Annotated in this window: 26 protein-coding genes; 16 read left to right on the plus strand and 10 right to left on the minus strand. The window is 65.6% G+C overall.

The window, feature by feature from the left end:
* Positions 1–68: 68 nt before the first annotated feature.
* Entirely contained in the window at positions 69–1,592 is a 1,524-nt protein-coding gene (gene putP / locus AC1L6K_RS06675) for a sodium/proline symporter PutP (RefSeq protein WP_480952706.1), read from the plus strand.
* Positions 1,593–1,674: 82 nt separating this feature from the next.
* On the opposite strand, the gene thiE is transcribed toward putP, so the two are convergent.
* Positions 1,675–2,355, minus strand: a complete 681-nt coding sequence (gene thiE / locus AC1L6K_RS06680; protein ID WP_480951926.1) for a thiamine phosphate synthase — start codon at positions 2,353–2,355, stop codon at positions 1,675–1,677.
* A 135-nt stretch (positions 2,356–2,490) separates the two neighbouring features.
* Between thiE and AC1L6K_RS06685 the strand changes: the two genes are divergently transcribed.
* The 4 genes from AC1L6K_RS06685 to AC1L6K_RS06700 all read left to right on the plus strand — a co-directional run bounded on the left by AC1L6K_RS06685 (position 2,491) and on the right by AC1L6K_RS06700 (position 5,574).
* Positions 2,491–3,780 (plus strand): FAD-dependent oxidoreductase, encoded by a 1,290-nt coding sequence (locus tag AC1L6K_RS06685; RefSeq protein ID WP_480951927.1) that lies wholly within the window; start codon positions 2,491–2,493, stop codon positions 3,778–3,780.
* The gene (gene thiS, locus AC1L6K_RS06690) at positions 3,777–4,016 is read left to right on the plus strand and encodes a sulfur carrier protein ThiS (RefSeq protein ID WP_480951928.1); all 240 of its coding nucleotides are present in this window, start codon (positions 3,777–3,779) and stop codon (positions 4,014–4,016) included. Before AC1L6K_RS06685 ends, thiS begins: the two co-directional genes overlap by 4 nt.
* 75 nt (positions 4,017–4,091) lie before the next feature.
* The gene (locus tag AC1L6K_RS06695; protein ID WP_480951929.1) at positions 4,092–4,892 is read left to right on the plus strand and encodes a thiazole synthase; all 801 of its coding nucleotides are present in this window, start codon (positions 4,092–4,094) and stop codon (positions 4,890–4,892) included.
* Positions 4,893–4,917: 25 nt separating this feature from the next.
* Positions 4,918–5,574: a 4a-hydroxytetrahydrobiopterin dehydratase gene (locus AC1L6K_RS06700; RefSeq protein WP_480951930.1), complete on the plus strand. Its 657-nt coding sequence runs from the start codon at positions 4,918–4,920 to the stop codon at positions 5,572–5,574.
* A gap of 152 nt (positions 5,575–5,726) precedes the next feature.
* Here the strand turns inward: AC1L6K_RS06700 and AC1L6K_RS06705 are convergent, their stop codons facing one another.
* The 3 genes from AC1L6K_RS06705 to AC1L6K_RS06715 all read right to left on the minus strand — a co-directional run bounded on the left by AC1L6K_RS06705 (position 5,727) and on the right by AC1L6K_RS06715 (position 7,006).
* Positions 5,727–6,032, minus strand: coding sequence for a hypothetical protein (locus AC1L6K_RS06705; protein WP_480951931.1), 306 nt, complete (start codon positions 6,030–6,032; stop codon positions 5,727–5,729).
* Between the two features lie 47 nt (positions 6,033–6,079).
* A complete protein-coding gene (locus AC1L6K_RS06710) occupies positions 6,080–6,304 on the minus strand; it encodes a DUF3107 domain-containing protein (protein ID WP_480951932.1) in 225 nt (74 codons plus the stop codon).
* Positions 6,305–6,367: 63 nt separating this feature from the next.
* Positions 6,368–7,006, minus strand: coding sequence for a TetR/AcrR family transcriptional regulator (locus tag AC1L6K_RS06715; RefSeq protein ID WP_480951933.1), 639 nt, complete (start codon positions 7,004–7,006; stop codon positions 6,368–6,370).
* Between the two features lie 141 nt (positions 7,007–7,147).
* Between AC1L6K_RS06715 and moeB the strand changes: the two genes are divergently transcribed.
* Both moeB and AC1L6K_RS06725 read left to right on the plus strand, forming a co-directional pair.
* Positions 7,148–8,326, plus strand: coding sequence for a molybdopterin-synthase adenylyltransferase MoeB (gene moeB, locus AC1L6K_RS06720; RefSeq protein ID WP_480952707.1), 1,179 nt, complete (start codon positions 7,148–7,150; stop codon positions 8,324–8,326).
* A gap of 60 nt (positions 8,327–8,386) precedes the next feature.
* On the plus strand, positions 8,387–9,373 hold the full coding sequence (locus AC1L6K_RS06725) for an SDR family NAD(P)-dependent oxidoreductase (protein WP_480951934.1): 987 nt from the start codon (positions 8,387–8,389) through the stop codon (positions 9,371–9,373).
* A gap of 125 nt (positions 9,374–9,498) precedes the next feature.
* Here the strand turns inward: AC1L6K_RS06725 and AC1L6K_RS06730 are convergent, their stop codons facing one another.
* Positions 9,499–10,860 (minus strand): glutamyl-tRNA reductase, encoded by a 1,362-nt coding sequence (locus AC1L6K_RS06730; protein ID WP_480951935.1) that lies wholly within the window; start codon positions 10,858–10,860, stop codon positions 9,499–9,501.
* Between the two features lie 163 nt (positions 10,861–11,023).
* Between AC1L6K_RS06730 and hemE the strand changes: the two genes are divergently transcribed.
* From hemE to AC1L6K_RS06775, 9 genes are all read left to right on the plus strand, one after another.
* A complete protein-coding gene (hemE, locus tag AC1L6K_RS06735; protein WP_480951936.1) occupies positions 11,024–12,079 on the plus strand; it encodes a uroporphyrinogen decarboxylase in 1,056 nt (351 codons plus the stop codon).
* A 40-nt stretch (positions 12,080–12,119) separates the two neighbouring features.
* Entirely contained in the window at positions 12,120–13,718 is a 1,599-nt protein-coding gene (locus AC1L6K_RS06740) for a protoporphyrinogen/coproporphyrinogen oxidase (RefSeq protein ID WP_480951937.1), read from the plus strand.
* Between the two features lie 73 nt (positions 13,719–13,791).
* On the plus strand, positions 13,792–14,487 hold the full coding sequence (gene hemQ, locus AC1L6K_RS06745; RefSeq protein WP_480951938.1) for a hydrogen peroxide-dependent heme synthase: 696 nt from the start codon (positions 13,792–13,794) through the stop codon (positions 14,485–14,487).
* Positions 14,484–15,671, plus strand: coding sequence for a ferrochelatase (locus tag AC1L6K_RS06750; RefSeq protein ID WP_480951939.1), 1,188 nt, complete (start codon positions 14,484–14,486; stop codon positions 15,669–15,671). Before hemQ ends, AC1L6K_RS06750 begins: the two co-directional genes overlap by 4 nt.
* A 5-nt stretch (positions 15,672–15,676) precedes the next feature.
* A complete protein-coding gene (gene hemC, locus AC1L6K_RS06755) occupies positions 15,677–16,672 on the plus strand; it encodes a hydroxymethylbilane synthase (RefSeq protein ID WP_480951940.1) in 996 nt (331 codons plus the stop codon).
* The gene (locus tag AC1L6K_RS06760) at positions 16,669–17,637 is read left to right on the plus strand and encodes a uroporphyrinogen-III synthase (RefSeq protein WP_480951941.1); all 969 of its coding nucleotides are present in this window, start codon (positions 16,669–16,671) and stop codon (positions 17,635–17,637) included. Before hemC ends, AC1L6K_RS06760 begins: the two co-directional genes overlap by 4 nt.
* A 13-nt stretch (positions 17,638–17,650) precedes the next feature.
* Entirely contained in the window at positions 17,651–18,631 is a 981-nt protein-coding gene (hemB, locus tag AC1L6K_RS06765) for a porphobilinogen synthase (protein ID WP_480951942.1), read from the plus strand.
* A gap of 47 nt (positions 18,632–18,678) precedes the next feature.
* Complete coding sequence (hemL, locus tag AC1L6K_RS06770) at positions 18,679–19,986, plus strand: glutamate-1-semialdehyde 2,1-aminomutase (protein WP_480951943.1); 1,308 nt, start codon at positions 18,679–18,681, stop codon at positions 19,984–19,986.
* 116 nt (positions 19,987–20,102) lie between these two features.
* Positions 20,103–20,651, plus strand: a complete 549-nt coding sequence (locus AC1L6K_RS06775) for an MOSC domain-containing protein (RefSeq protein WP_480951944.1) — start codon at positions 20,103–20,105, stop codon at positions 20,649–20,651.
* A 50-nt stretch (positions 20,652–20,701) separates the two neighbouring features.
* Here AC1L6K_RS06775 and AC1L6K_RS06780 read toward each other — a convergent pair whose 3' ends face one another.
* The 5 genes from AC1L6K_RS06780 to AC1L6K_RS06800 all read right to left on the minus strand — a co-directional run bounded on the left by AC1L6K_RS06780 (position 20,702) and on the right by AC1L6K_RS06800 (position 25,489).
* A complete protein-coding gene (locus AC1L6K_RS06780; RefSeq protein WP_480951945.1) occupies positions 20,702–21,742 on the minus strand; it encodes an alpha/beta hydrolase in 1,041 nt (346 codons plus the stop codon).
* A 268-nt stretch (positions 21,743–22,010) separates the two neighbouring features.
* Positions 22,011–22,748, minus strand: a complete 738-nt coding sequence (locus tag AC1L6K_RS06785) for an amino acid ABC transporter ATP-binding protein (protein ID WP_480951946.1) — start codon at positions 22,746–22,748, stop codon at positions 22,011–22,013.
* A 3-nt stretch (positions 22,749–22,751) separates the two neighbouring features.
* Positions 22,752–23,510, minus strand: a complete 759-nt coding sequence (locus tag AC1L6K_RS06790) for an amino acid ABC transporter permease (RefSeq protein ID WP_480951947.1) — start codon at positions 23,508–23,510, stop codon at positions 22,752–22,754.
* A 3-nt stretch (positions 23,511–23,513) separates the two neighbouring features.
* Positions 23,514–24,449 (minus strand): ABC transporter substrate-binding protein, encoded by a 936-nt coding sequence (locus tag AC1L6K_RS06795; protein ID WP_480951948.1) that lies wholly within the window; start codon positions 24,447–24,449, stop codon positions 23,514–23,516.
* Positions 24,450–24,802: 353 nt separating this feature from the next.
* The gene (locus AC1L6K_RS06800) at positions 24,803–25,489 is read right to left on the minus strand and encodes an exonuclease domain-containing protein (protein ID WP_480951949.1); all 687 of its coding nucleotides are present in this window, start codon (positions 25,487–25,489) and stop codon (positions 24,803–24,805) included.
* Positions 25,490–25,556 lie beyond the last annotated feature (67 nt).

The following is a 25,556-nucleotide window of genomic DNA, read 5'->3' on the forward strand; positions in this document are numbered from 1 at the left end:
AGTTGCGCACTCCCTGCGGGTGCCGGCGATGATCCGATGAAGTGTCACAGAACGCTAAGGAATACTAAATCTCAGACCATATTTTTCAATTGCTCGCCATCGGCGTCTACCTGGCGGGCATGCTCGCCATCGGCTACTTCGCCTTCAAGAAAACGGACGATCTGGACGACTACATGTTGGCCGGGCGCGATCTCAAGCCAGGCGTTGCCGCACTCTCGGCCGGCGCTTCAGACATGTCGGGCTGGCTCATCATGGGCCTCCCCGGGGCCATCTACCTGTCGGGGCTGGTCGAAGCCTGGATTGCCATTGGGCTGACCATTGGGGCCTGGCTGAATTGGAAGTTCGTGGCGCCAAGGCTGCGTTCCTACACGATGATTTCGCAAAATGCGATCACCGTCCCCAGCTTTTTTGAAAAGCGGCTCAAGGACAATTCGCACCTGCTCCGCATCACCGCCTCCGCCGTCATCCTGGTGTTCTTTACGTTCTACGTGTCCTCGGGCATGGTGGCCGCCGGCAAGTTCTTTGAGGGTTCCTTCGGCTGGTCATACTTGTTGGGCATGGGTGTCGTCACCGTTGTCACCTTGGCCTACACGCTCTTTGGCGGATTCATTGGGGCAACACTGACCGACGTGGCCCAGGGGCTGCTCATGTTTGCCGCCCTCATCGTGGTCCCGGTGATTGCCGTCATTCAAACCGGCGGCGTCGGGGCAACCGTGACCCGGCTGCAAAGCATCGACCCCGATACGTTGAACCTGTTCAAGGGCTTTGGCGAGGGGAACAGCCTGGTGTGGATGATCGGAATCTTTTCCACTGCCGCATGGGGTTTGGGCTACTTTGGCCAGCCGCACATCATTGTCCGCTTCATGGCGCTGCGTTCACCGCAGGACGCCAAGGCCGGCCGGCGCATCGGCATTGGCTGGATGATCCTGACCGCGGCCGGGGCCGTTGCCACGGCGTTGATCGGCATCGGCTACTTTGCCGACAACCCCAACATGACGTTGGGCGACCCGGAAACGGTGTTCCTGAAATTGAGCCAGGTGTTCTTCCACCCGTTCGTGGCAGGCCTGGTCCTGGCAGCCGTGCTGGCCGCCATCATGTCCACCATTTCCTCCCAGCTCATTGTGTGCTCCTCGGCGCTCGTCGAAGACCTGTACAACATGACGGGACGGCAGTCCACGGCCAGGAAGCAGGTGATTCTTGGCCGCCTGGGCGTGTTGGTGATCGCCGTCATTGCGGCCATCATCGCCCTGGACAAGAACGCAAGCATCCTGGAACTGGTGTCATTTGCCTGGGCCGGCTTCGGTGCCGCGTTCGGCCCGATCGTGCTGCTGAGCCTCTACTGGCGCAAACTCACGGCCAAGGGCGCCCTCATCGGCATGATTGCGGCGACGGTGACGGTGTTTGTGTGGGGCAAGACGCCGGTGCTGCACGACGCGATGTATGAAATCGTGCCCGCATTCATCGTGAACCTCATCATCGCCGTGGTCGTTTCCAAGCTCACGCACAAGGAAAACGCCGTGATCGAGTCGGAGTTCACGGCCATGCTGGAAGATTCGGACGCCAAGAAGGTGCCCGTCGCGGCTGTGAACTAGGCCGGCGCCTGTGAACCAGCCCGGCTGCGAACCGGGCGACGGCGGCGCTGCCACCGCCGTCGCCAGGCAGCCGGTCGCCAGGCTACCCCAGCGCAGGCAGGCGGGAGAGCAGTTCCTGTGCGGCCGACGTCGGATCTTCAGCGTTGGTTACGGCCCTGACCACCACAATGCGTGACGCCCCTGCCGCCACGACCTGGTCCACATTGGAGAGGTCCACTCCGCCGATGGCAAACCATGGCTTGGTGGTGTGCAGGGAGGTCGCATGCTCAACCAGGGAAAGTCCGACGGCGGCCCGGCCCGGCTTGGTCGGAGTGGCCCACAGCGGCCCCACACAGAAATAGTCGGCGTCCGGGCTGGCCGCGGCGGCCGAGACCTGCACGGCGTCGTGGCTGGAGAGGCCCAGGGAAACGGACGGCCCCACCAGTGCACGTGCCGCAGGCAGTGGGAGGTCCTTTTGGCCCACATGGAACACCGGGGCGCCGCTGAGGGTGGCGATGTCGGCCCTGTCATTCACGGCCCACAACTTGCCGAATTCCTCCGCCACGGAACGTAACACGGCCAGCAGTTCAAGCTCCTCGGCAGCTTCAATTGACTTGTCGCGCAGCTGGATGATGTCCACCCCGCCCGCATAGGCGGCGCGCAGGAACTGCTCGAAATCACCTTGTTTTGTCCGCGCGTCGGTGCACAAATACAGTCGGGCGCGCTCAAGGGTAGGCGTGGAAATCGGGGTGGCGGCGTCATGGATGGTCGAAGTTGAGCTCATGTCTCATAGACTAGTGCAGTACCGCGGGAGCCAGTGAAGCTGGCTGAGAGGGCGCCGACATGCGCCGACCGACATGCGCCCCACGCGGGCGTGGAACCTGATCCGGATCATGCCGGCGTAGGGAAGGAGAACGTCGTGGCACCATTTTCGCCCGAGACACTGACCACCGGGGTTGCTGTCATTGGCGGCGGCATCGTCGGCCTTGGCATTGCCTGGGAAGCCCAGCGCGCCGGGCACACCGTCACAGTCATCGACCCGGCGCCGGCCACAGGGGCAACCTTTGCCGCCGCCGGCATGCTGGCACCCGTGAGCGAGCTGCACTACCAGGAGGAGGAACTCCTGGCGCTGACGCTCGCCTCGGCGGCCCGCTGGCCGGGATTTGTGGCGTCCCTGCCTGCGGGGTCCGCGACCGGATTCAAGACCACCCCGACCCTCGTTCTTGGAGCGGATCCGGCGGACCGCTTGGCCCTGGCTGACCTGCGGGAGGTCCAAACCCGCCATGGCCTGGACGTCGCACAGCTGACGATTCGTGCGGCGCGCGCCCTTGAACCCATGGTCGGCCCGCACATTTCCTGTGCCTGGGTGGTGGGGCAGGACCACCAGGTCGACCCCCGCGAGCTGGCCGAAACGCTGCGGACGGAGCTGTCGCAGGTGGCGGCAGGACGTGCCGCCGGCGGGCAGTCGGATGGAGGGCCCTCACGCAGCGGACCATCACTCAACGGGCCGGCATTCATCGACCGGCAGGCCGTGGGGCTGCTGCACCAGGACCCGCATGACAGCCGCTCCGCCGTGACGGGCGTGCTGCTGGCCGACGGCAGCGAAGTCCATGCCGGTGAGGTCGTGGTGGCCAATGCCCAGGGCGCCCCAAAACTCCGGGGCCTGCCCGAGGGCCTCAAGCTGCCCATCCGCCCGGTGTACGGGGACATCCTGCGCCTGCGGGTTCCCGAACACCTGCGCCCCCTGGCGACAGCCACCATCCGCGGCATGGTGCGGGGACTGCCCGTGTACATTGTGCCGCGCTCGGACGGCACAGTGGTGATTGGTGCCAGCAGCCGTGAAGACGGCAATGCCGGTGTCAGCGCCGGGGGAGTCCACCAGCTTCTGCGCGACGCCCAGGTGCTGGTCCCCGCTGTGGCGGAACTGGAACTGATTGAGTCCACGGCCCGGGCCCGCCCGGGGACACCCGACAATGCACCGCTGCTGGGCAGGGTTGCCGGCGCCGAGGGGAGAGACATCCCGGGACTGATCATCGCGACCGGGTTCTTCCGCCATGGCGTCCTGTTGACACCGATCGCAGCGCACATCACCCGGCAACTGCTGGGCAACATCACGGACCTGGCCTGGGAACGCTTCCGGCCGGACCGCTTTTCGCCAACACTTCAGCCCGCCGGAAAAACCGGCCCAACAGCTAGGGAGACAGCATGAGCACCATTCAACTCAACGGCAGTGCGCAGCCATTCACGGCCGGCACCACGGTTTCAGACCTCGTCACGGCCACGACCGGCCGGGAGCTGTTGCCCTCCGGGCAGGCGGCCGACGGCGGACGGCTGGGTGTCGCGGTTGCCCGCAACTCGGCTGTGGTGCCGCGCAGCCAGTGGGCCGCGACCTCGCTGGAACACCAAGATGACCTTGAAATTGTCACTGCTGTACAGGGCGGCTGAGGTGCCCTCCTTGTCTGCTTTTCCCTCCCCCGCCTCCCATGTCCCGCCCCGCCCCGAAGACCGAAAGTGAATGCCATGACCGAAACCCTGACCCGCAACGACGCCCTGGTGATCGACGGGGTGGCGCTGAACTCCCGACTCATCATGGGCACCGGTGGTGCCCCGAGCCTGTCCGGCCTGGGTGCCGCGCTGATCGCCTCCGGCACCGAACTGACCACCGTGGCCATGCGCCGTTATTCGGTGGATGAGGCGGCCGGCGGCGGAACGAACCTGTTCAAGCTGCTGCTGGAAAACAACATCCGCATCCTGCCCAACACGGCCGGCTGCTTCACCGCCCGCGAGGCTGTCATGACGGCGGAGCTGGCCCGTGAAGCGCTCGAAACGGACTGGGTGAAACTGGAAGTCATCGCCGACGAACACACGCTGCTGCCTGACGGACTCGAGCTGGCGGAGGCCACGGAGCAGCTCGTCAACAGCGGTTTCAAGGTGTTCGCGTACACCAATGACGATCCGGTCCTGGCGTTGCGGCTGGAGGAGCTGGGCGCGGCCGCCGTCATGCCATTGGGCGCCCCGATCGGAACCGGGCTGGGCATCCTGAACCCGCACAACATTGAGCTGATCGTCTCCCGCGCCGCCGTTCCCGTGGTGCTGGATGCCGGAATTGGCACCGCATCGGACGCCGCCCTGGCCATGGAACTGGGCTGCGACGCCGTGCTGCTGGCCACCGCCGTCACCCGGGCACAAAACCCGCTGGTCATGGCTGAGGCCTTCAAACACGCCGTGATCGGTGGCAGACTGGCAGCACAGGGCGGCCGGATCCCGAAGCGTGCCCACGCCTTGGCATCCTCGGCAATGGACGGCCGCCCCGACCTGTAAAGACAAGACCGCAAGGGAGCCCGCCATGGCCGCGAACGATGTTTTGACCCGTGCCCAGATCGACGCCGAACTGGCCACGCTGCCGGACTGGAGATTGCGCTTGGGCGGGCTGGCAACGGTACTGAAATGTCCGACGTCGGCCCTGGCCCTGGACTTGTTCGCCGCCATCGGGGCGCTCGCCCAGGAGGCCAACCACCACCCCGATGTGGACTGGCGCTATGACACTTTGTTCGTGGTGCTGACCTCGCACGACGCCGGTTCCAAGGTCACGGCGCGGGATGCCGCCCTGGCACAGGCCATTTCTGCTGCCGCCGCCGACACTGGTGCCGAGGCGAGGCCAGAACTGCTGCGGGCTGTTGAGATTGCCATGGACTCGGACGATTTCACGGCGGTTGCTCCCGTATGGGCTGCCGCACTGGGATTCAAGGCAGGGGAGCCGGACGAGCTGCGAGACCCGGCCGGCAGGCTGCCGACGATGTGGTTTCAGCAAACCCAGACACCCAACGCGAACCGCTTCCACCTTGACATCCATGTGCCCGCCAGCGAGGCGCAGCGCGTGCTGGCGGAGGTGGAGGCAGCAGGTGCCACCTTGAACCGCTCCAATGCCCCGCAGTTCGTCATCGCCACCGACGCGCAGGGGAACCGGTTGTGCATCTGCACCGAAGAGGGCCGTGACGCCTGAAACGGGGCAGCTGGCACGGAAAAGCGACACCCCCAAAATACTTCAGCCGCCATGCCCGGGTGGGGATGGCGGCTGAGGCAACGCAAGTCAATGCAACGCAAGGCAGTGCACAGGCGGGGCGGACGTGGTGGTGGCGTCCCGCCGTCGTGCGTTTAGTGCATCTGCAAAATCGCGTTGGTTTTTTCCACCTGGCTGTGATGGCGCGTGCGGCCCACAAAACCGGCCGTTGCCCACGCCACGGCAGCGCCAACCGCCATGGACAGGATCCACGGGATCCAGGCGGTGGCGGGATCGCCGTCCAGGCCGACGGCCATGGTGATGATCCAAACGAGCAGAGCGGCGGTCACGGCGGCTCCTGCGGGGAGTACCGCCCCGAAGGTGTGGCGGTACTTGTCAACGGCCCAGGCAATGGCGCCGAATGCGCCCGCAGTCAGCGCAATAATGACCAATGCAACCATGGAGTTTGTTCCGTCTCTATTCGTTTGGCTCAGTTACTTGCAGGGATTTACAGGGCGCCGAATCCCACGCTGCGGGCCTTTTCGCCGCCCAGTTCAACGTATGCCAGGGCGTTGCCGGGAACGATGATAAGGCGTCCCTTTTCATCTGTGAGACGCAGCTCGGTGCTCTTGGCCAGGGCTTCGGAGACCAGGGCGGCGACGTCGTCGGCTGTTTGGTCTGATTCCAGGACGATTTCGCGGCTGACGTTTTGGATGCCGATCTTGATTTCCACAGGTGTCTCCTCAGTGCAAACTGCTAATAGAAGTATGTATCAACCACTCTAGGGGGCAGGCGGTCAGGATTCCTTGGGGAAGCGGCTGATTCCGCGCCAAGCTAAACGGTAGACCAGGTCGCTGGCCACCTCGATGTCCAGGTCGCCGTTGGCTTCGAGCCAGTAGCGGGCGCTGACCTGGGCCATTCCGGCCAGGGCCCGGCCCAAAAGTGTCGCCTCGACGGGGGCAAGTTTGGTGTCCTCGGCGATCACCTTGCCGATGGCGTCGGCGTAGCCGGCGTTGAACTTTTCCAGCCTGGCGGCCACTTCGACGTCGTTGACAAGGTCCGATTCAAAGACCAGCCGGTGCGCCTGGTCGTCGTTGGCCATGAAGTGGAAATACGCCTTCATGGTGGCCTGGACCCGCAATTTGTTGTCAGTGGTGGAATTCAACGCCGCCACCAGCATTTTCGTCAACGCCTCCAAATGGCTGTCAAGCAGCGCCAAATACAGCTCGCGCTTGCTCGGGAAGTGCTGGTAGAGCACTGGCTTGCTGACCTTGGCTGTCTCGGCAATCTCATCCATGGCGGCGCCGTGGTAGCCGTGGTTGACGAACACCTCAAGGGCTGAGGCCAGCAGTTGGGCGCGACGTTCGTCGCGGGGGAGGCGGGCCGGGTGCGTACGTGGTGCGGGGCGTCCCTTGGCTGAGGAATCCAAACTCATTGCGGCAGCCTTTCTCTCCGTTGACCCATGCAAAATGCAGAATCGGTTTGTGTCATTGTACCCGTCGGTAATGCGGCAAGTTGCCCGAACCGGACTAGATTATTAGGTATGGTTTCCTTGATTCAGCCCCTGACAGCAGCCATGGCGCAGCCGCCGGCATCCCTGCCAGCCCTGGTCGAGCCCGGTCCGCCGCTGGCACCGGAGGAGCTGGAACGTTATTCCCGCCACGCGTTGATCCCCGAGATCGGCCTGGACGGGCAGCGGCGGCTGCGCAATGCCAGGGTCTTGGTCATCGGCGCCGGCGGCCTGGGCTCCCCGGCACTGCTGTACCTGGCCGCAGCCGGTGTAGGCACGCTGGGCATCATCGACGACGACTCGGTTGAGTTGAGTAATCTGCAACGCCAGGTGATTCACGGCGTATCCGACATTGGCCGCACGAAGTTGGAGTCCGCCCGCGATTCCGTGCTGGAGCTCAACCCCGGCACCAACGTGGTCCTGCACCCCGTCCGGCTGGACTCGACCAACGCCCTGGACATCTTTGCCGGCTACGACATCATCCTGGACGGCGCCGATAATTTCGCCACCCGCTACCTTGTCAACGACGCCGCAGCACTCCTGGGCAAGCCCTATGTGTGGGGTTCCATACTCCGCTTCGACGGCCAGGTCAGCGTATTTTGGGACAAATTCGGCCCCAACTACCGCGACCTCTACCCCGAACCGCCGGCCCCCGGCACCGTGCCCTCCTGCGCCGAAGGCGGCGTCTTTGGCATGCTGTGCGCCTCCATTGGCGCCATGATGGTCACCGAGGCCGTCAAGCTCATCACCGGCATCGGCCAAACACTGCTGGGCCGGCTCCTGATTTTCGACGCACTCACCTCCCGCTGGCGTGAAATCCGGATCGCCAAGGACCCCGCCGCACCGCCCATCACCGAACTTGTCGACTACGAGGTGTTCTGCGGGCTGTTCCCGCCTTCTTCCGAGAACGACGACGAGCTCATCTCCGCGGACGAGCTCGCCACCCGCCTGGCCCGCCGTTCGCAGGGCGCCGAGGACTTTGTGCTGGTGGACGTGCGTGAGCCGGTGGAATTCGAGATCTCCCGGATCCCCGGATCGGTGCTGGTTCCGCTGGGCGGCATCCGCGACGGATCCGCGCTGGAAGGCCTGCCGCACGGGGTTCCGCTGATACTGCATTGCAAGGCGGGCACCCGCTCGGCCCAAGCCCTGGCGAGCCTGCGCGCGGCCGGTTTTGACGACGTCGTGCATCTTGAGGGGGGCATTGACGCCTGGGCCACTCGAGACAAACGGGGTGCGCAGGAGTAGATTGCGCTCAAGGCATCCCTTGCGACGATGAGGGACCGGCACTCAAAGAAGAGGCGCATCATGAGTCGAGTGGACATTCAGCCAACCCCGCAAGAGCCCATTGCTTCCGGGTTTAGCCACGACAGTACTGCCGCGGCGGTGCTTGAAGGCATGGACCTTTCCGCGTGTGCGGCCATCGTCACCGGCGGCTATTCGGGGCTGGGGCTGGAGACCGTGCGCGCCCTGGCCGGAGCCGGCGTCAGCGTCATGGTGCCGGCGCGGCGGGCAGACCATGCGCGCGGGGTGCTGGCGGCGGCAGACCTCGGCGGGGTGGCCGTGCTTGAAATGGATTTGGGCGACCAGGGGAGCGTGAAAAAGTTCGCCGCGGGCTACCTCGATTCGGGGCGGCGGCTGGACATCCTGATCAACAATGCCGCCATCATGGCCTGCCCGGAGACACGGGTGGGGCCCGGCTGGGAGGCACAGTTCGCCACAAACCACCTGGGCCATTTCACCCTCACCAACGAACTGTGGCCGTTGCTGTCCGGCGGCGGGGCACGCGTGGTTTCGCTCTCATCCACGGGTCACAAACGCTCCGGCATCCAATTTGACGACCCCCAGTTTCTGGTCGGGTACGACAAATGGGATGCGTACGGGCAGGCGAAAACCGCCAACAGCCTCTTTGCCGTGGAGCTGGACAAACGCGGGGCCGAGCACGGTGTGCGTGCCTTCGCCGTGAACCCGGGTGGCATCATGACCGGGCTGCAGCGCCATCTCACGCAGGCAGAAATGACGGCAGCGGGGTGGATGGACAAGAAAGGCAGGTTGCGCGACGGTTTCAAGAGCACGGAGCAGGGCGCGGCAACATCTGTGTGGGCCGCCACCTCGCCGCGTCTTGACGGCAGGGGCGGCGTGTACTGCGAGGACTGCGACATTGCCCGGCCCACGGATCCGAAATCTGAGCTGGCCCGCTATGCCGGAGTCGACGCCCATGCCATCGACCCGGAAGACGCCGCCCGGCTGTGGGAGCTCTCGGCGGAGCTGACGGGCGTCAACGCGTTTCGCTGAGGCCCGCCGGACCAGTTTCCGGCAGGGGTTGAAGCGTTCGGCGCAGAGTTCGGGGCCAACTTGGCGCCCGGTGTCATTCGGCGCCAAGTTGGCCCCGAACTCTGCGCCGGCTGTTTACGCGGCTGTCAGCCTGCGGTTTCGCCCTCGACCCGGCCGGCCAGGGCCGAGCCAATGACGTCGGGGGAGACCTTCAACCCATACAGGACGTCCAGGGCGGCCAGGTAGCTTTCGGCGTCGCCGGCCGCTGCGATCTCCTTGGCGCGGACGGTTGGCACATGCAGCAGCTGCTTGACCATGCGGCGCATGGCCAATTCAACCTCTGCCGTGGCGGCGGAGCAGCCGTGCTGCTTGCGAACCTTGGCGAGCTCGTCGTCAAGGACGCCCATGGTGTGCCGGCGCAGTGCGACGATGGCGTGGTCCAGCGAGCGGGAGTTTTGGGACTGCTCGAAGCTGCGGGTGGCGTCGGCAACCATGGCCGAGGCGTCCGCCAGTGTAGCCGCTTGTTCGGCAGGGGCCGCCTGGCGCACGGTTTCAAGTGTCAGCAGGTCCACACCGGGAAGTTCTGCAATGTCGGGGGCGAAGTCGTGGGTCAGGGCCAGGTCGATGGCGGTGAGCTGCTGCAGACTTTGGTGGCGCATCCGTGCCAAATCGTCCCGGGAGAGCTGGTGGTCCGAGCCGCTGCAGCCAACAAGCAGCGATGCCTGCGCCACGGCGAGTGGCAGGGAACCGTCGTTGAGTGCCGTGCCGCCGCGGGAGGCGACAAATGTTTCGGCCCGGCCGGAGGCGGAATAAACCGAAATGTCCGTGCAGCCGCGCTGGCGCAACTGGGCCATGGCTGCGCCGGCATAGGCGCCGGTGCCAAACAGCACCGCTGACATCCCCGCCAGGGGCCCGGCTGCGGAAGAGCCGTTGGATCCTGATGCTGTCTTCAGCGCCGAATCCGCCGTCAGGTCCTGGAGTTCGACTGCCAGGTCCAGGGCCACGGAGACAATCGACATGCCCCTGCGTCCCAGTGCGGTTTGGGCGCCCACGTCCTTGGCCGTCTTGGCGGCGGCCTGAAAAAGCCGGACCAGCGGTGCGGTGGTGACGCCCTGGTCCTGGGCGGTGCTCAAGGCACGGCGCACCTGGCCGGCAATCTCACGCTCGCCCACCACTGCTGATTCCAGACCGGTGCTGACGGCAAAAAGATGTCGGGGAACGGCGTCGGACTGCAGGGTGGACAGCGCCTGCGACACCTGGGCTTCAGCCAGGCCGGAGTGCCTGCTGACGGATTCAATGACCGACCTGCGAGCCGACTCAACCTCGCCGGCGCTGCGGGCATGGACGTACAGCTCGTAGCGGTTGCAAGTTGCCAGGGTCACCAGTCCGGCGACGGGGTTGTCCTCCTCCACCACCTCAGCACTGACAGCCGCGGCCCCGGCGCTAAGGCGGGCAACGGTTTCCAAGTCAATGGCGGTGTGCGAGGCAACGAGAGAAAAGAGAACCACAATTTCAACATGGTAGTCCCCCAAGCTGAAGGTTTATGCACAGGCAACCCTAATCCGTCACCAAGAAACTGTGATTCTGCTTACCGCGCCGGCAAGGCGGTGCCCTACTACGGTGACAGTTTGTGCACAAGACGGTCCCAGATTCGCTCTGTAGGGTGGTGCCATGACACTGAGCCCAAGCCACCCCCTGATGGATGGCCGCACCGCCAATTCCCCCCTGATCACGGCTTACAAAGGCGGCACACCCAGCCGCCGCCCCATCTGGTTCATGCGCCAGGCCGGCCGATCACTGCCTGAGTACCGTGAACTGCGGGTGGGCACCACCATGCTGGAGTCCTGCCTGAAGCCGGCCATGGCCGCCGAAATCACGCTCCAGCCGGTCCGCCGCCATGACGTGGACGCCGCCATCTTCTTTTCCGACATTGTCATTCCGCTGAAGCTTGCCGGCGTCGGCGTGGACATTGTTCCCGGCGTGGGCCCCGTCCTGGACAAGCCCATCCGTACGGCCGAGGACATCGCGAACCTGCCCGAACTGACGGACGAATCCCTGGACCCGATCCGCGAGGCAGTGGCCCTGACGGTGGCCGAACTGGGCAGCACCCCGCTCATCGGCTTCGCCGGTGCACCCTTCACGGTGGCCGCCTACATGGTCGAAGGCAAGCCCTCCCGCGACCACCTCGGCCCGCGCACCATGATGCATGCCCGGCCCGAACTTTGGGCAGAACTGATGAACTGGGCCGCCGACGCCTCCGGGAAATTCCTGCGCGCCCAGATTGAAGCCGGCGCCAGTGCCGGCCAGCTGTTCGACTCCTGGGCCGGGTCGCTGGGACTTGCCGACTACACCCAACACGTGGCCCCGGCGTCGTCCCGGGCCCTGGACCATGTCCGCGGCCTGGGTGTTCCCCTGGTCCACTTCGGCACCGGGACAAGTGAACTTCTGGGTGCCATGCACGACGTCGGCGTGGATGTCATGGGAGTCGACTACCGCCTGCCGCTGGACGAAGCCAACCGCCGGCTGGGCGGCAACGTGCCGTTGCAGGGCAATATTGACCCGGCGCTGCTCAGCGCACCGTGGGAGGTGCTTGAGGCGCACGTCCGCGAGGTCGTGGCGGCCGGCTCCGCGGCGCCGTCACATGTGGTGAACTTGGGCCATGGCGTGCCGCCGGACACCGACCCGGCCGTCCTGACCCGCCTGGTGGAGCTCGTTCACTCCATCTAGCGCCATTCCGCACCAGCCGCACCAGCCGTAAGGGGACACCATGGAAAACCGCAAACTTGCCGCCAAGGCCCACAAGCCGCAGAGCCACCCTGCGCCGCACCAGGCGGTTGTGGTTGGTGGTGGCATCTCCGGACTGCTGGCCGCCAGGGACCTGCAGGTGGCGGGCTTCCAGGTCAGCGTTTACGACGCCGCTGCCTCCTGGGGCGGGTGCGTGGCCCACCACGAGGTGGCCGGGGTGGTGTTGGATGCGGGTGCGGAATCGTTCGCCACCCGCAATACCGCCGTGGCCGACCTTGCCGCCGAGCTCGGCCTCGCGGACAAGATCACCACGCCCAATCCAGCCGGTGCGTGGGTGTGGCTGCCCGACGGGCCCGTGCCCCTGCCGCGCACAGGCGTGCTGGGCATCCCCGCGGACCTCACCGCCCCCGAGGTCCGCACAGCCCTCGGCGCCTCGGGCGTGCTGCGGGCCGCCCTGGACGCCAAAATGCCGGCGACCATCGGCACCACCGAGGCCGTCTCCAGCGTCGCCGAACTGGTCCGGACCCGCATGGGCAAACGCGTGCTTGAACGCCTTGTCGCCCCCGTGGTGGCCGGCGTGCATTCGGCCGATCCCGAGCTGCTCGACGTCGACATGGTGGCACCGGGACTGCGTGCGGGCATCCGCGAGCACGGTTCCCTGGCGGCTGCCGTCGCGGCGCAGCGGACCGGCGGCAGCAAGCCCGGATCCGCTGTTGGCGGGCTGGTCGGCGGCATGCACACGCTCGTGACGGCGCTGGTGGAGGAGCTCCGCGGAAACGGCGCGGCCCTGCACGCCGGGCACCGGATCAAGGCGGTCTACCGCGGCGACACCGACACCGAAACCCCGGAGGCTCCCGCAGGGACGGCTGCAGCGGGCGCTGTGCCCGCCAGAACTGCGCCTGCCAAGACTGCGCGCACCGCCACGTACGACGGCGGAGGCCCCTCGCGCTGGATTGTTGACTGGGAGCATGGCACTGAGCGCGGTTTTGAGGCTGCGGAGCTGCTGGTCGTTGCCACTGACGGCCCGACAGCCGTGAAACTTCTCGGCGCAGAGCTGCCGCAATTGCTGCCCTTTGCCCCGGCTCCCGGACCCGACATCCGCCTTGTCACGCTCGTGGTCGACGTGCCCGAACTTGATTCGATGCCGCGCGGCACGGGTGTGCTTGTGGCCCCCGGCGTGGCAGGGATCCAGGCCAAGGCGCTCACCCATGCGACCGCCAAATGGGGGTGGCTGGCCGATTCCACCGGTCCGGGCACCCACGTCCTGCGGCTCTCCTACGGCCGGGCCGGGGTCAAGGCGGCAGACGCCGTGCGCCTGACGCCCGGCACAGCCAGGGAAGAGGATTTGATTCCCACGGCGCTGGCCGACGCCTCCACCCTGCTGGGCGTCGAGCTGACCGAGTCCGACGTCCTGGGTGCCGACATTGTGCGGTGGAAGGGCGCCCTGCCGTTTGCCGCCGTCGGGCATCAGGCGAAGATGGCCCAGGTCCATGCGCTGGCCAATGAAGTGCCCGGCCTGGTGCTGACCGGCGGATGGATGAGCGGCAATGGCCTGGCCGCCGTGGTCAGCAGCACCCGCCGGCAAATCCGGGCTGTCGTTGACAGCTCGGGCAGGGTGTAATCTTCCTCACTTTCTACGCAATGTAGAGAACTCGGTTTTTGCTTTGGCCGACATTGGGTGCATGCTTGAACACATGAGCCACACAAGCGCACAATCTGTCACTAAAACTCCTGCCGAGACACCGTTCACACTGTGGACCGTGTTCAAGCGGACCGGATCCTTCGCCGGCGGGGCAGGGGAGGTGGCCGAATTTGAGGCGCTGACCGCGACCCTGGCCGCAGAAAGCATCACGGTGCGCGGCAGCTACGACGTTTCCGCCATGCGCAACGACGCGGACATCATGGTCTGGCTTGTCGGCGCCGACGCCGAGGGCCTCCAGCGTGCCGTACGCAGCATCCGCCGCCTGGGCTTGTTTGCGGCCACCGAAATTACCTGGTCGGCCATGGGCGTGCACCGCGAGGCCGAGTTCGCCAAGTCCCACGCCCCGTCCTACATGGGCCCGAAGGAACCAAAGGGCTGGGTGTGCGTCTACCCGTTTGTGCGCTCCTACGACTGGTACATCCTGCCCGCCGAGGACCGCGGGCGCATGCTGCGCGACCACGGCATCCTGGGCCGGGAATTCCCCGGCGTCCTGGCCAACACCGTCTCGGCCTTTGCACTGGGCGACTGGGAATGGCTGCTCGGCCTGGAGGCCGACGAGCTCACCGACCTTGTGGACATGATGCGCCACCTGCGCGGCACCGACGCCCGCCTGCACGTGCGCGAGGAAATCCCCTTCTACACGGGCCGCCGCATTGACGCCGCCGAGGTCGCCGAGGTCCTTCGATGAGCACCGGGCCCAACGCCGGCCTGCTGCAGGCCGCCCCCGCCGACTATGACGCCATCCTGCTGGCCTCCTTTGGCGGGCCCGAAGGCCAGGACGACGTCATTCCGTTCCTGCGCAACGTGACCCGCGGCCGCGGCATCCCCGACGAACGCCTCGAAGAGGTCAGCCACCACTACCGCGCCAACGGCGGCATCAGCCCCATCAACGCCCAGAACCGTGCGCTGAAGGCGGCACTTGAGGCCGAACTGGCCAGCCGGAACATCGCACTGCCAGTGCTCTGGGGCAACCGCAACTGGGATCCGTACATTCCGGAGGTTTTGCAGGAAGCGTACGACGGCGGCCACCGCCGGCTCCTGATGGTCACCACGAGCGCCTACTCCTCATACTCGAGCTGCCGCCAGTACCGTGAGGACATTGGCATCGCCCTCACCGCGCTGGAACTTGACGGGAAGCTGGCCGTGGACAAGGTGCGCCAGTACTTTGACCACCCGGGTTTTGTGGAACCCTTCATCGAGGGGACAGCCGCGTCCCTGGCCAAGGTCCGCGCCCAGCTGGCCGCTGCCGGAACACCAGCAGCACCCGTCCACGTCATGTTCGCCACCCACTCCATCCCCACCAGGGATGCAGAAGCCTCGGGGAGCTCCGAGCTGGAACTGCGCGAATTTACCCAAAATTCGGCCTACGTGGCGCAGCACCTTGCGGCAGCGGAGGCCATCATGGCCGCCGTCGATCCCGGACAGGAATGGTCGCTGGTGTACCAGTCCCGCTCGGGTGCACCGCACGTGCCATGGCTGGAGCCCGACATCAACGACGCACTGGCGGAGCAGGCCGCGGCCGGCACCAGGGGTGTTGTTGTGGTGCCGTTGGGCTTTGTCAGCGACCACATGGAAGTGCGCTGGGACCTTGACACCGAAGCGGCCGAAACGTGCGCCGAACTGGGTCTTGCCTTTGACCGTTCGCCGACTCCGGGAACGCACCAAAAGTTTGTCAGCGGCCTCGTCGACCTGATCTGCGAACGCACCATCGAGAACCACCTTGAAGAACGCCCGGCCATGACGAAGTTGGGCCCTTGGTTCGATGTTTGCAACCCGGGCTGCTGCGCCAATTTCCGTGGCGAAAAGCCCGTCGTCGCCGAGGTCGGCAGCACCGTCGGGCTCCTGGCTGAACCTGCACAAGGTGGCTCTTAACCTCCATGGCTGAAACAATGGCAAATGTGAAAATCGGAACCCGCGGAAGCAAACTGGCGCTGAACCAGACCCAACAAATTACCGACCGGCTGAGCGCCGTCGGCGGCTTTGACAGCGAAATCATCGCCATCAAGACCGACGGCGACATCCTCACCGGGCCGCTGTCCCAAATGGGCGGCACCGGCGTGTTTGCCGCGGCACTGCGCGCCGCCGTCCTGGACGGACGCGTTGACGTTGCCGTGCACTCGCTCAAGGACCTGCCCACGGCGGCGGTCCCCGGACTGACACTTGCGGCTGTGCCGCTGCGGGCCGATTCCCGGGATGCGCTGTGCTCCCGCGACGGACTGAAACTGGCGGAGCTGCCGCAGGGGGCAACTGTCGGCACCGGCTCCCCGCGCCGGGCAGCCCAGCTGTTGGCCACCCGCAACGACCTCACCATCGTCGACATCCGCGGCAACGTTGACACCCGGCTGGCACGGGTGCCCGGCCTGCCCGGAAATCCAGACGTCGAAACCGTACCGGGCAAGGTGGGCGACCTCGACGCCGTCGTCCTTGCCGCTGCCGGCCTAGGCAGGATTGGCCGGCTGGACACAGTCACCGAATTCCTTGACACCGACGTGATGCTGCCGGCACCCGGCCAGGGGGCCCTGGCCCTTGAATGCCGTTCGGCCGACGCCGGCCTGGACGGCATTTTGGGCCAGTCGCTGGCAGCGGTTGATGACCACGACACACGCCTGGCCGTCACCGCCGAGCGGGCCCTGCTGGCGCGCCTGGAGGCCGGCTGCAGCGCCCCCGTCGGCGCCCTCGCGCACCGCAAGGGCTCCATGCTGTACCTGGAAACCGTTGTGGTTTCGCTCGACGGGACCCGCTCGCTGCGTCTGAAGAAGGCCACCGACGGGCTCACATCCGTCGGGGCCACCCTTCTGGGCATCGAACTTGCCGAAGAGCTGCTTGCCGGCGGTGCCGCGTACCTGGCAGACCTGGCCGGCCCCGCGCAGTGACGCCAAGCCAGGGGCCGCTTGCCGGGCTGCGCGTTGCCGTGACCCGCAGTGCCGACCGCGCCGGGGCGTTGGTTGACGCCCTGGCGGCGGCCGGTGCCGAGCCGGTCCTGGTGCCCGTCATCGACTTCGAGGTGTCGGATCCTGGCGCCTTGGGTGCGGCGCTCCGGCGGCTGGCCGCGGGGGAATACCCGTGGCTGGTGATCAGCTCCATTACCACTGTGCGTGCACTGAAGCAGTGGTGTGAGGGGGCTGGGACTTCGCTGACCGAACTCATTCCGTCCGCAACGTCCGTGGCCACGATCGGTCCCACCTCGGTTGCCGTCCTGGCAGCCGAGGGAGTCGGCGCCGTGCTCGCACCGGTGGACGTCCAGTCCGCCGCGGGCCTGGTGAAACTGTGGCCGGCTTTTGATTCGGCCGACGGCGCCCCCGGCAACAAGGTCCTGCTCCCGCAGTCAAACCTGGCCGAACCCACCCTGGTGGAAGGCCTGCGCGCCAAGGGCTGGGCACCGGAAATCGTCACCGCCTACAAGACTGTTGATTACCCGGCGCGCGATGGACTGCGCCTGACTTCTACGCTGGCGTCCCGGTCCCCGGAGCCGGAGGCAAAGGTTCCGGAGCGGGGATGGATTTCAAAGGTCGCCCAGCGACCGCAGAAATCTTACTGCCCGCGAGGAGCCGTTGGCTCCGGCTCCGAGCGGCCCGTCCTTACCCCGGCCCAAGCGGCAGGGGAGATCCAGGCGGGGGCGATGGGCGCCGTCGTGCTTGCCTCGGGAAGCGCGGCCCGCCGGGTTGCCGCAACCATGGCGCCGCTGCCCGGAGGCTGCCTTGTCGTCGCGATTGGCCAGCCAACGCGGGACGAGGCGCAGCGGCTGGGGATGCGGGTGGCAGCCACCGCCGAGCACCCCACTCCCGAGGGCATCGTGGCCGCACTTGTCAGTGCCCGCACAAATTTTCACAACCAGTAATTTACGGAGTCCCATGAGTTTTCCCCAGCACCGTCCCCGCCGCCTGCGCTCAACCACGGCAATGCGCCGGCTTGTCAGCGAATACTCGGTGGCGCCGTCGGACTTGATTTTGCCGGTGTTCATCCGTGAAGACCTCGCCGAGCCCAAGCCGATCACGTCCATGCCAGGGGTGGTCCAGCACACGGAGGCGTCGCTGGTCGCGGCCGCGCGCGAGGCCGTGGCGCTGGGGTTGGGCGGCATCATGCTGTTCGGGATTCCGGCTGTGCGCGACGCTGTCGGATCGGCCGGCCTGGATCCGTTCGGGGTGCTGAACAAGGCCATCCGGGATGTGCGCGCGGCTGTGGGCGACGACCTCGTCATCATGAGCGACCTGTGCCTGGACGAGTTCACCGACCACGGGCACTGCGGCGTGCTCGATGCCGCCGGGGGTGTCGACAACGACGCCACCTTGGAAATTTACGCCAAGATGGCCGTCGCCCAGGCCACCGCAGGGGCGCACGTGGTGGCTCCGTCGGGCATGATGGACGGCCAGGTTGCCGTGATCCGCGAAGCCCTGGACGCGGCAGGGTATGAGACAGTGTCCGTGCTGGCCTACGCGGCAAAGTACGCCTCCGCGTTTTACGGCCCGTTCCGCGAGGCGGTGGATTCCCAGCTCGACGGCGACCGCCGCACCTACCAAATGGACCCGGGCAACCGCCGCGAGGCACTTGTTGAGGTGGACCTTGACCTGGCCGAAGGCGCCGACATCATCATGGTCAAGCCCGCCATGAGCTACCTGGACATCCTTGCCGACGTGGCAGCCATGAGCCCCGTTCCCGTTGCCGCCTACCAAATATCGGGTGAGTACGCCATGATAGAGGCCGCCGCTGCCAACGGCTGGATCAACCGACGCGCCGCCATCGAGGAATCGGTGCTGAGCATCAAGCGGGCCGGCGCCAACATGATTTTGACGTACTGGGCGGCCGAACTCGCCGGCTGGCTCCGCGACAACTGACACCCTCCGCATCCCTTCAGACCCCGGACTTCACTCAAGGATTCTTCATGACAAGCTCGCAGGAACTTTTTGACCGCGCCAAGACCCTCATGCCCGGCGGGGTGAACTCGCCCGTGCGCGCCTTCGGCTCGGTGGGCGGCACCCCGCGCTTCATGGTCAACGCCAAGGGCGCCTACCTGACCGACGCCGATGGCCGCGACTACGTTGACCTCGTCTGCTCCTGGGGCCCGGCACTGCTGGGCCACGCGCACCCCGACGTGCTCGCCGCCGTGCACACGGCAGTTGACCACGGCCTGAGCTTCGGTGCCTCAACCCCGGCCGAAAGCGAACTGGCAGCCCTCGTGCAGGGGCGGGTGTCAGGCGTCGAACGCCTGCGCATGGTTTCCACCGGCACCGAGGCAACCATGACGGCCGTGCGCCTGGCCCGCGGCTACACCGGCCGGGACCTGATCATCAAGTTTGCCGGCTGCTACCACGGCCACCTCGACTCGCTGCTGGCCGCGGCCGGATCCGGCCTGGCCACCCTGGCGCTTCCCGGTTCCGCCGGCGTCACTGCCGCAACGGCCGCCGAAACCCTGGTGCTGCCGTACAACGACCTTGCAGCTGTCGAGGCCGCCTTCGCCGCCCACGGTGAGCGGATCGCGGCCGTCATCACCGAGGCGGCACCCGCCAACATGGGTGTTGTCACCCCCGGCGACGGCTTCAACGCGGGACTTTCCCGCATCACCTCCGCCCACGGCGCACTGCTGATCATGGACGAAGTCCTGACCGGATTCCGGGTTGGGGCGGCCGGTTACTGGGGCCTCACGGGCGCTGCTGAGGGCTGGACGCCCGATCTGTTCACCTTCGGCAAGGTCATTGGCGGGGGACTTCCGACGGCGGCACTTGGCGGCCGCGCGGACGTCATGGACCATCTCGCCCCCCTGGGCCCCGTCTACCAGGCCGGCACGCTGTCGGGGAACCCGGTGGCCATGGCCGCCGGTGTCGCCACGCTGACGGCAGCCACGGCGTCAGTCTATGCAACCGTGGACGCCCGGTCGCTGGAACTGTCGGCTGCGCTGTCGTCCGCCCTGTCTGCCGAGGGCGTTGACCACTCCATCCAGCGTGCCGGGAGCTTGTTCTCCGTGGCCTTCGGCACCTCGGCTGCCGGCGTGCACAACTACGCCGACGCCCAAGCCCAGGAAGTGTTCCGCTACGCACCGTTCTTCCACTCCATGCTCGATTCCGGTGTCTACCTGCCGCCGAGCGTGTTTGAGGCGTGGTTCCTCTCCGCGGCGCACGACGATGCCGCCATGAACCGCATCTTTGCGGCACTGCCGGCCGCAGCGAAGGCAGCAGCCGCAGCGACCGCCTGAGCGTTTCACCCGGCGCAGAGTTGGGGCTGAACTTGGCGCCGGGTGACATTCGGCGCCAAGTTCACCACGAACTCTGCGAATATCCGCAGCGCGCCGCGGATGTATAAACTGTCCCTGTGAACCCAAATGCGCAGGTCTCCGCCGTCCACCTCGATACCGGGCACAGTTTCAGCAAGCGCAGCGTCTCCGACATTGAGCTGTTGGAGGGACTTGGCGTGGCCGGGGACGCGCACCTTGGCGTCACCGTCCAGCACCGCTCCCGGGTTCGGGTGGACCCCAGCCAGCCCAACCTGCGCCAAGTCCACCTGATGCACCAGGAACTCTTCGACTGGCTCGCAGGGCGCGGTTTCACGGTGCTGCCCGGAGACCTGGGCGAGAATGTGACCACTTCCGGAGTGGACCTGCTGGGCCTCCCGCTCGGCGCCTTGCTGCATCTTGGCGACGATGCGGTGGTTGAGGTGACGGGCCTGCGCAACCCGTGCTCCCAGATCGACAACTTTCAGCCGGGACTGCTCAAGGAGCTGGTCGGATATGACGACGGCGGAAAACTGGTCCGCCGGGCCGGCATCATGGGCGTCGTCCGCCGGGGCGGGACGGTGAAAGCGGGGGAGCGCATCGCAGTGGTTCTCCCCGACGGGCCGCATACGGCCTTGGAACGCGTCTGAACCCACGGCAACCACCGCCGGTGCCCATCGACGGCAGGCGCCTTGGATTGCTACGCCGGCACCGTCACCCTCGTGATGAAGGATTCCAGACGCCGGTAGACCTCCTGGGATTCGGGGTAGCGGAAGTTCTGCTGCCAGGTGTGCTCGGTGTTGGCGCTGTCCCAGCCATAAATCAGGGAATCGACTGTGACGCCGTGCTCGCCAAGCAACCTGATGAAGTTCATGTTGGAGTGATAGAAAAAATCCCGTTCGGACGTGCTGACGAAAACCGGCGGGCAGCGGGAATCCAGCCATTCAATCGGCGACATGAAATGGGCGGCCTCGCGCAGCCTGTGGTGCCGGTCCCGGCCGGCGGCGTGTTTCCCCGGCCGGCTGCCGGTGGTCCCGTCCCCACGCGGGAGCAGCATGCGGATGAAGTTCAGGCTCATGACAAATCCCTTGTCAAAGAACACGGAGAAATCCACGATGCTGCAATGCTGCACCAGGCCGCGCAGCTGACCTTCCTGCAGGGCAGGTTCCAACGCGTAGTGCCGGGCCAGTTCGGGGCGGATCGTGGCAGCGGCCATGAGTGCGGAGATCTGCCCGCCGGCTGAATCGCCGCCCAGAACAATGCGCCGGCTGTCACCGCTGAATTCACCGATGTGCACCGCAACCCAGCCCAGCGCCGCGTTCGCGTCCTCCAGAACGTGCCCCAGATGGAAATGCGGGGCCATCCGGTAATTGACGTTGACCACGACCACGCCGCCGGCCGCCTGCCCGGCACAATATTTCGTCAGTGACGCCTTGTCTCCGGACGTCCAGCCGCCGCCGTGGAAATACACATACACGGGCAGGGGCTTTCGGGCCGCAGCCCCGCTGTTGCCGGCCGGAGCCATGACGTCCAGGCGGTGCGAGTGGACGTGGTCGCCCACAAAATCAATGTCGTGCCAATACCTGACACCTGTGATGGGTTCGGCGTTCAGCTGCCGCAATTCGCCCTTGCTGATGGCATGCATGAACAGCCGCCACACCCACACCGGCACACGGGCCAAGGCGCCCCTGACACGGAGGGTGGGGAGAAGGGCTCCCCGGTTCGGATCCTGATGAACCATGCTTCCAGAATACTCCGGGGGCACCTGAACGGTACCGTGAATTTTTCACGCTTGCATCGAAAAATGGTCCCGGCGGGCGACGTTGCCGCCCCTCGCCGGAATTCTTCGGCGCACGGTTGAGCCGGAACTTGGCGCCGGGTGTCACCAGGCGCCAAGTTCACCGTGAACCCTGCGCGGGGTTTTTCGTTGACCAACGACGACGGCACCTTTCCTGGCGCTTGAAGCGAAAGGAAAGGTGCCGCCGTCGTACATGAACGAGGTGACTGCGTTACAGCACGTCGGAGAGGAAGCCCTTCAGCCGGTCAGTCTTCGGTTCGGTGAAGAGCTGGTCCGGTGAGCCGGTTTCCACCACGACGCCGCCGTCCATGAACGTCACGGTGTCGGAAACATTGCGGGAGAAGCCCATCTCGTGCGTGACAACAACCATTGTCATGCCGCCCTTGGACAGGTCGGTCATGAGCGCCAAAACACCCTTGACCAGCTCCGGATCCAGCGCCGAGGTTGCCTCGTCAAAGAACATGACCTCCGGCTCCATCGCCAGCGCGCGGGCAATCGCCACACGCTGCTGCTGGCCGCCGGACAAATTGCCGGGGCGTGAATCGGCCTTGTGCTTCAGGCCCACCAGCTCCAGCTGCTCCAGGGCGCGGGCGCGGGCCTGGTCCTTGGGCATCTTGCGCAGCTTGATCAGTGCAAGGGAAACATTCTCCAGCACCGTCTTGTGCGGGAACAGGTTGAACTGCTGGAACACCATGCCAATGCGGCGGCGGAGTCCGTCCGGGTTGTCCCGCAGAACAGACTTGCCGTCCAGGAGGATGTCGCCCTGGTCCGGCTCGATCAGCCGGTTCATGACGCGCAGCAGCGTTGACTTGCCGGAACCTGAAGGGCCGATCACGGATGCCGTGGTGCCCTCGGGGACGTGCAGGTCAATGCCGCGCAAGACCTTGTTGGTGCCGAACGCCAAATGGATGTTTGTTGCTGTCAGGGAACCTGACTTGAATTCACTCATGCGCTAGACGCCCTTTCCAATGACTGCTGCAGCCTCGTCGGGTTCGACCTTCTGGGGCTTGCCCTCGCGCATCCGCTTGTCCATGAAATTCACCAGGTGGGTGAGGGGAACTGTCAGGCACAGGTACAACAGGCCGGCCGCCACCAGCGGGGACAGGTTGCCGGTGTTGGCAGCGGAATCGTTGCCGATCCGGAAGATCTCGCGCTGGCTGGCCAGCAAACCCAGCATGTAGATCAAGGACGAGTCCTTGATCAGCGAGATCAGCTGGTTGACCAATGCGGGCAGGACCCGGCGGATGCCCTGGGGAATCACAATAAGGATCATTGCTGATCCGTAGCTGAACCCCAGGGCACGGGATGCCTCGAGCTGACCCTTTTCAACGCTTTGGATGCCGGACCGGAAGATCTCGCCGATGTAGGCCGCAGCCATCAACGTCAGCGCAGCAATGCCCAGTGGGAAAGGATTGGTGCTGCCGCTGATGATGCGCACGACCGGACCGAAGCCCAGCCCAATCAGCAGAATGGTCAAGATGGCGGGCAGGCCGCGGAAAATATCCGTGTAGACCCTGGCGATCCAGCGGGGGATCGGGTTCCGTGAAATGCCCATCATCGCCAGAAGCATGCCGAGGAGGCAACCCAGGACCCCGGAGGAAACCGCCAGGATCAAGGTGTTGGGCAAACCGACCATGAGCATTTCGGGGACGACTGCCCCCATCGCTTCCCAATCGAAAAACGTCTTTGCAAGCTGCTCGAGAACATCCATAGATTAGGCCTTCGGAACCGTTACAGCCTTGGAGCCCGGGGTCCAGTCTTCGGGCATGGGGCGCTCGGGATACCACTGCTTGGTCAGCTTGGACCAGGTGCCGTCGGCGATGACCGCATCGAGGGCTGAGTTCAAGGCGTCAGTCAGCGCCTTGTTCTCGGAGTTCACGGCGTAGGCGGTGAAGTTCTGCGTGTTCACAACTTCTTCGGCGATGACTGTGCCGTCGCCGTCCTTGACCTGGCCCTTAGCCTGCTGGGACGGAGCGACCCAGGCGTCAACCTGGCCGTTCTTCAGGTTGGCATAGGCCGTGTTGTAGTCGGCGAAGCGCACGGGCTCGTACTTGAGCGTGTTGGTGACGTAGTCGTCCTGGACGGTGCCGGTGATGACGGCGATGCGGGTCTTGTCCGTCAGGTTGGCAAAGCCCTTGATGTCCGAATCGGTCTTGGCAACGACTGCCATGTAGCCAAAGTCGTAGCCGTTGGTGAAGCCGACGTTCTTGCGGCGGGCGTCCGTGGTGGAGATGGAGGAGGAACCGGCGTCGAACTGCTTGTTCTCAACCTGGGCCAGCAGGGCGGAGAAATCGGTGGACTTGAATTCAACCTTCAGGCCCAACTTCTCGGCCATGGCGCGCAGCAGCTCGTTGTCGTAGCCGGTGAACACGCCGTCCTTGAGGAAGATGTTCGGCGGGGCGTCCGAGAGGGTGCCTACGGAGAGGATGCCGGGGGTGACCAGGCCGAGCTCGTCCTTCTTCACGCTGTCCAACGGTGTGACGTCAGCGGTGGTGTATTTGTCCAGCGACGTCTGGTCGCTGCCGGCCAGGGCATCCGTGGGTCCGGCCGAGCCGGTGTCGGTGCCAGTGCCGCCGCAAGCAGCCAAGGTGAAGGCCAAGGCAACAGCAATCGGGGCGGTTGTGAGCCACTTCAGGGCTGATTTCTTCATGAATCGTTCACTTTCATCGCAGGTGCCCTTCCCGAAGGGACAGCTCGGGTGGGGAAGTTGACGCTGTGTCGGAGCGGAGAGGGAACCGTCAGCAGTTCCTTAGCAGAGCACAACCAGCAAAACTAAATTATGTCACCCGGGACAAAATTGTGGCGGATATGAACTTATGCGAAACAAACCACGTCATGAGCAAGGGAAAATGCGAACAATGGCACGGCGGGGCTAGTCGCGGACCGTGATGACCGCCCAGCCCCGCACGACTGACGTGCCCGAAAATGCGCACAGGCGAAGAAATGAACCTGTGATTTAGATCATGTGAATCAGGGTGTTTTAGCTCAGGCGTTCCCGCTGGCTCAGGGTAGGACCGGCCAGTCGCCCTCGATGACGGCGGCAGGGTCCTTCACGCGGCGCAGGTAGCCCTGGAAATCGGCGGCCTGTTCCCGGGCCCACACGACCTGTGCCTGGTGCAGTTCCATGACGTCAACGCGCAGGGCGCTGTACTTGGCGGCCAGCGCATCCGCCAGCCGCAGCGTGGCTTCCGCGTCCGCGGCCGAGGTGTGGGCGTCGTCGAGCTTAATGCCGTACTCCTCGCACAAGGCCACGAGGGTGCGGCTGCCCTTGCGGAACTTGTCCACGTTCTTGTTGCAGATGAACGGGTCGATGACAGGTGCTGCCGTGATTTGGGCCAGGCCGTGCCGGCGTGCCTCGTTGGCCAGGACGGTGAAGTCGTAGCTGGCGTTGAACGCGATCACGGGGATGTTGTTGGCAAAGAGGGTGGTCAGCACGGCACCCACTTCCGCCGCCACCACGTCCGACGCGCGTCCGTGCTCCCGGGCGTGCGCGGTGCTGATGCCGTGGATGGCGGCCGCTTCCTCGGGAATTTCCACGCCGGGATCTGCCAGCCACTCGTGGGTGTCGGCCACGGCGCCGGATTCATCAACCACCACAATGGACGCTGTCACGATCCTGGCGGTGCGGGGGTCCTTGCCCGTGGTTTCCAGGTCAAACGCGGCACGGGGGTGCATGCTCCAGCTAGTCATGCCACTTACGCTACCCGCTGCCATGGACATTGACGCATCTGGAGCCTGTGGCGAACTACGCTTGGTG

The organism is Specibacter sp. BI4 (assembly GCF_056680095.1).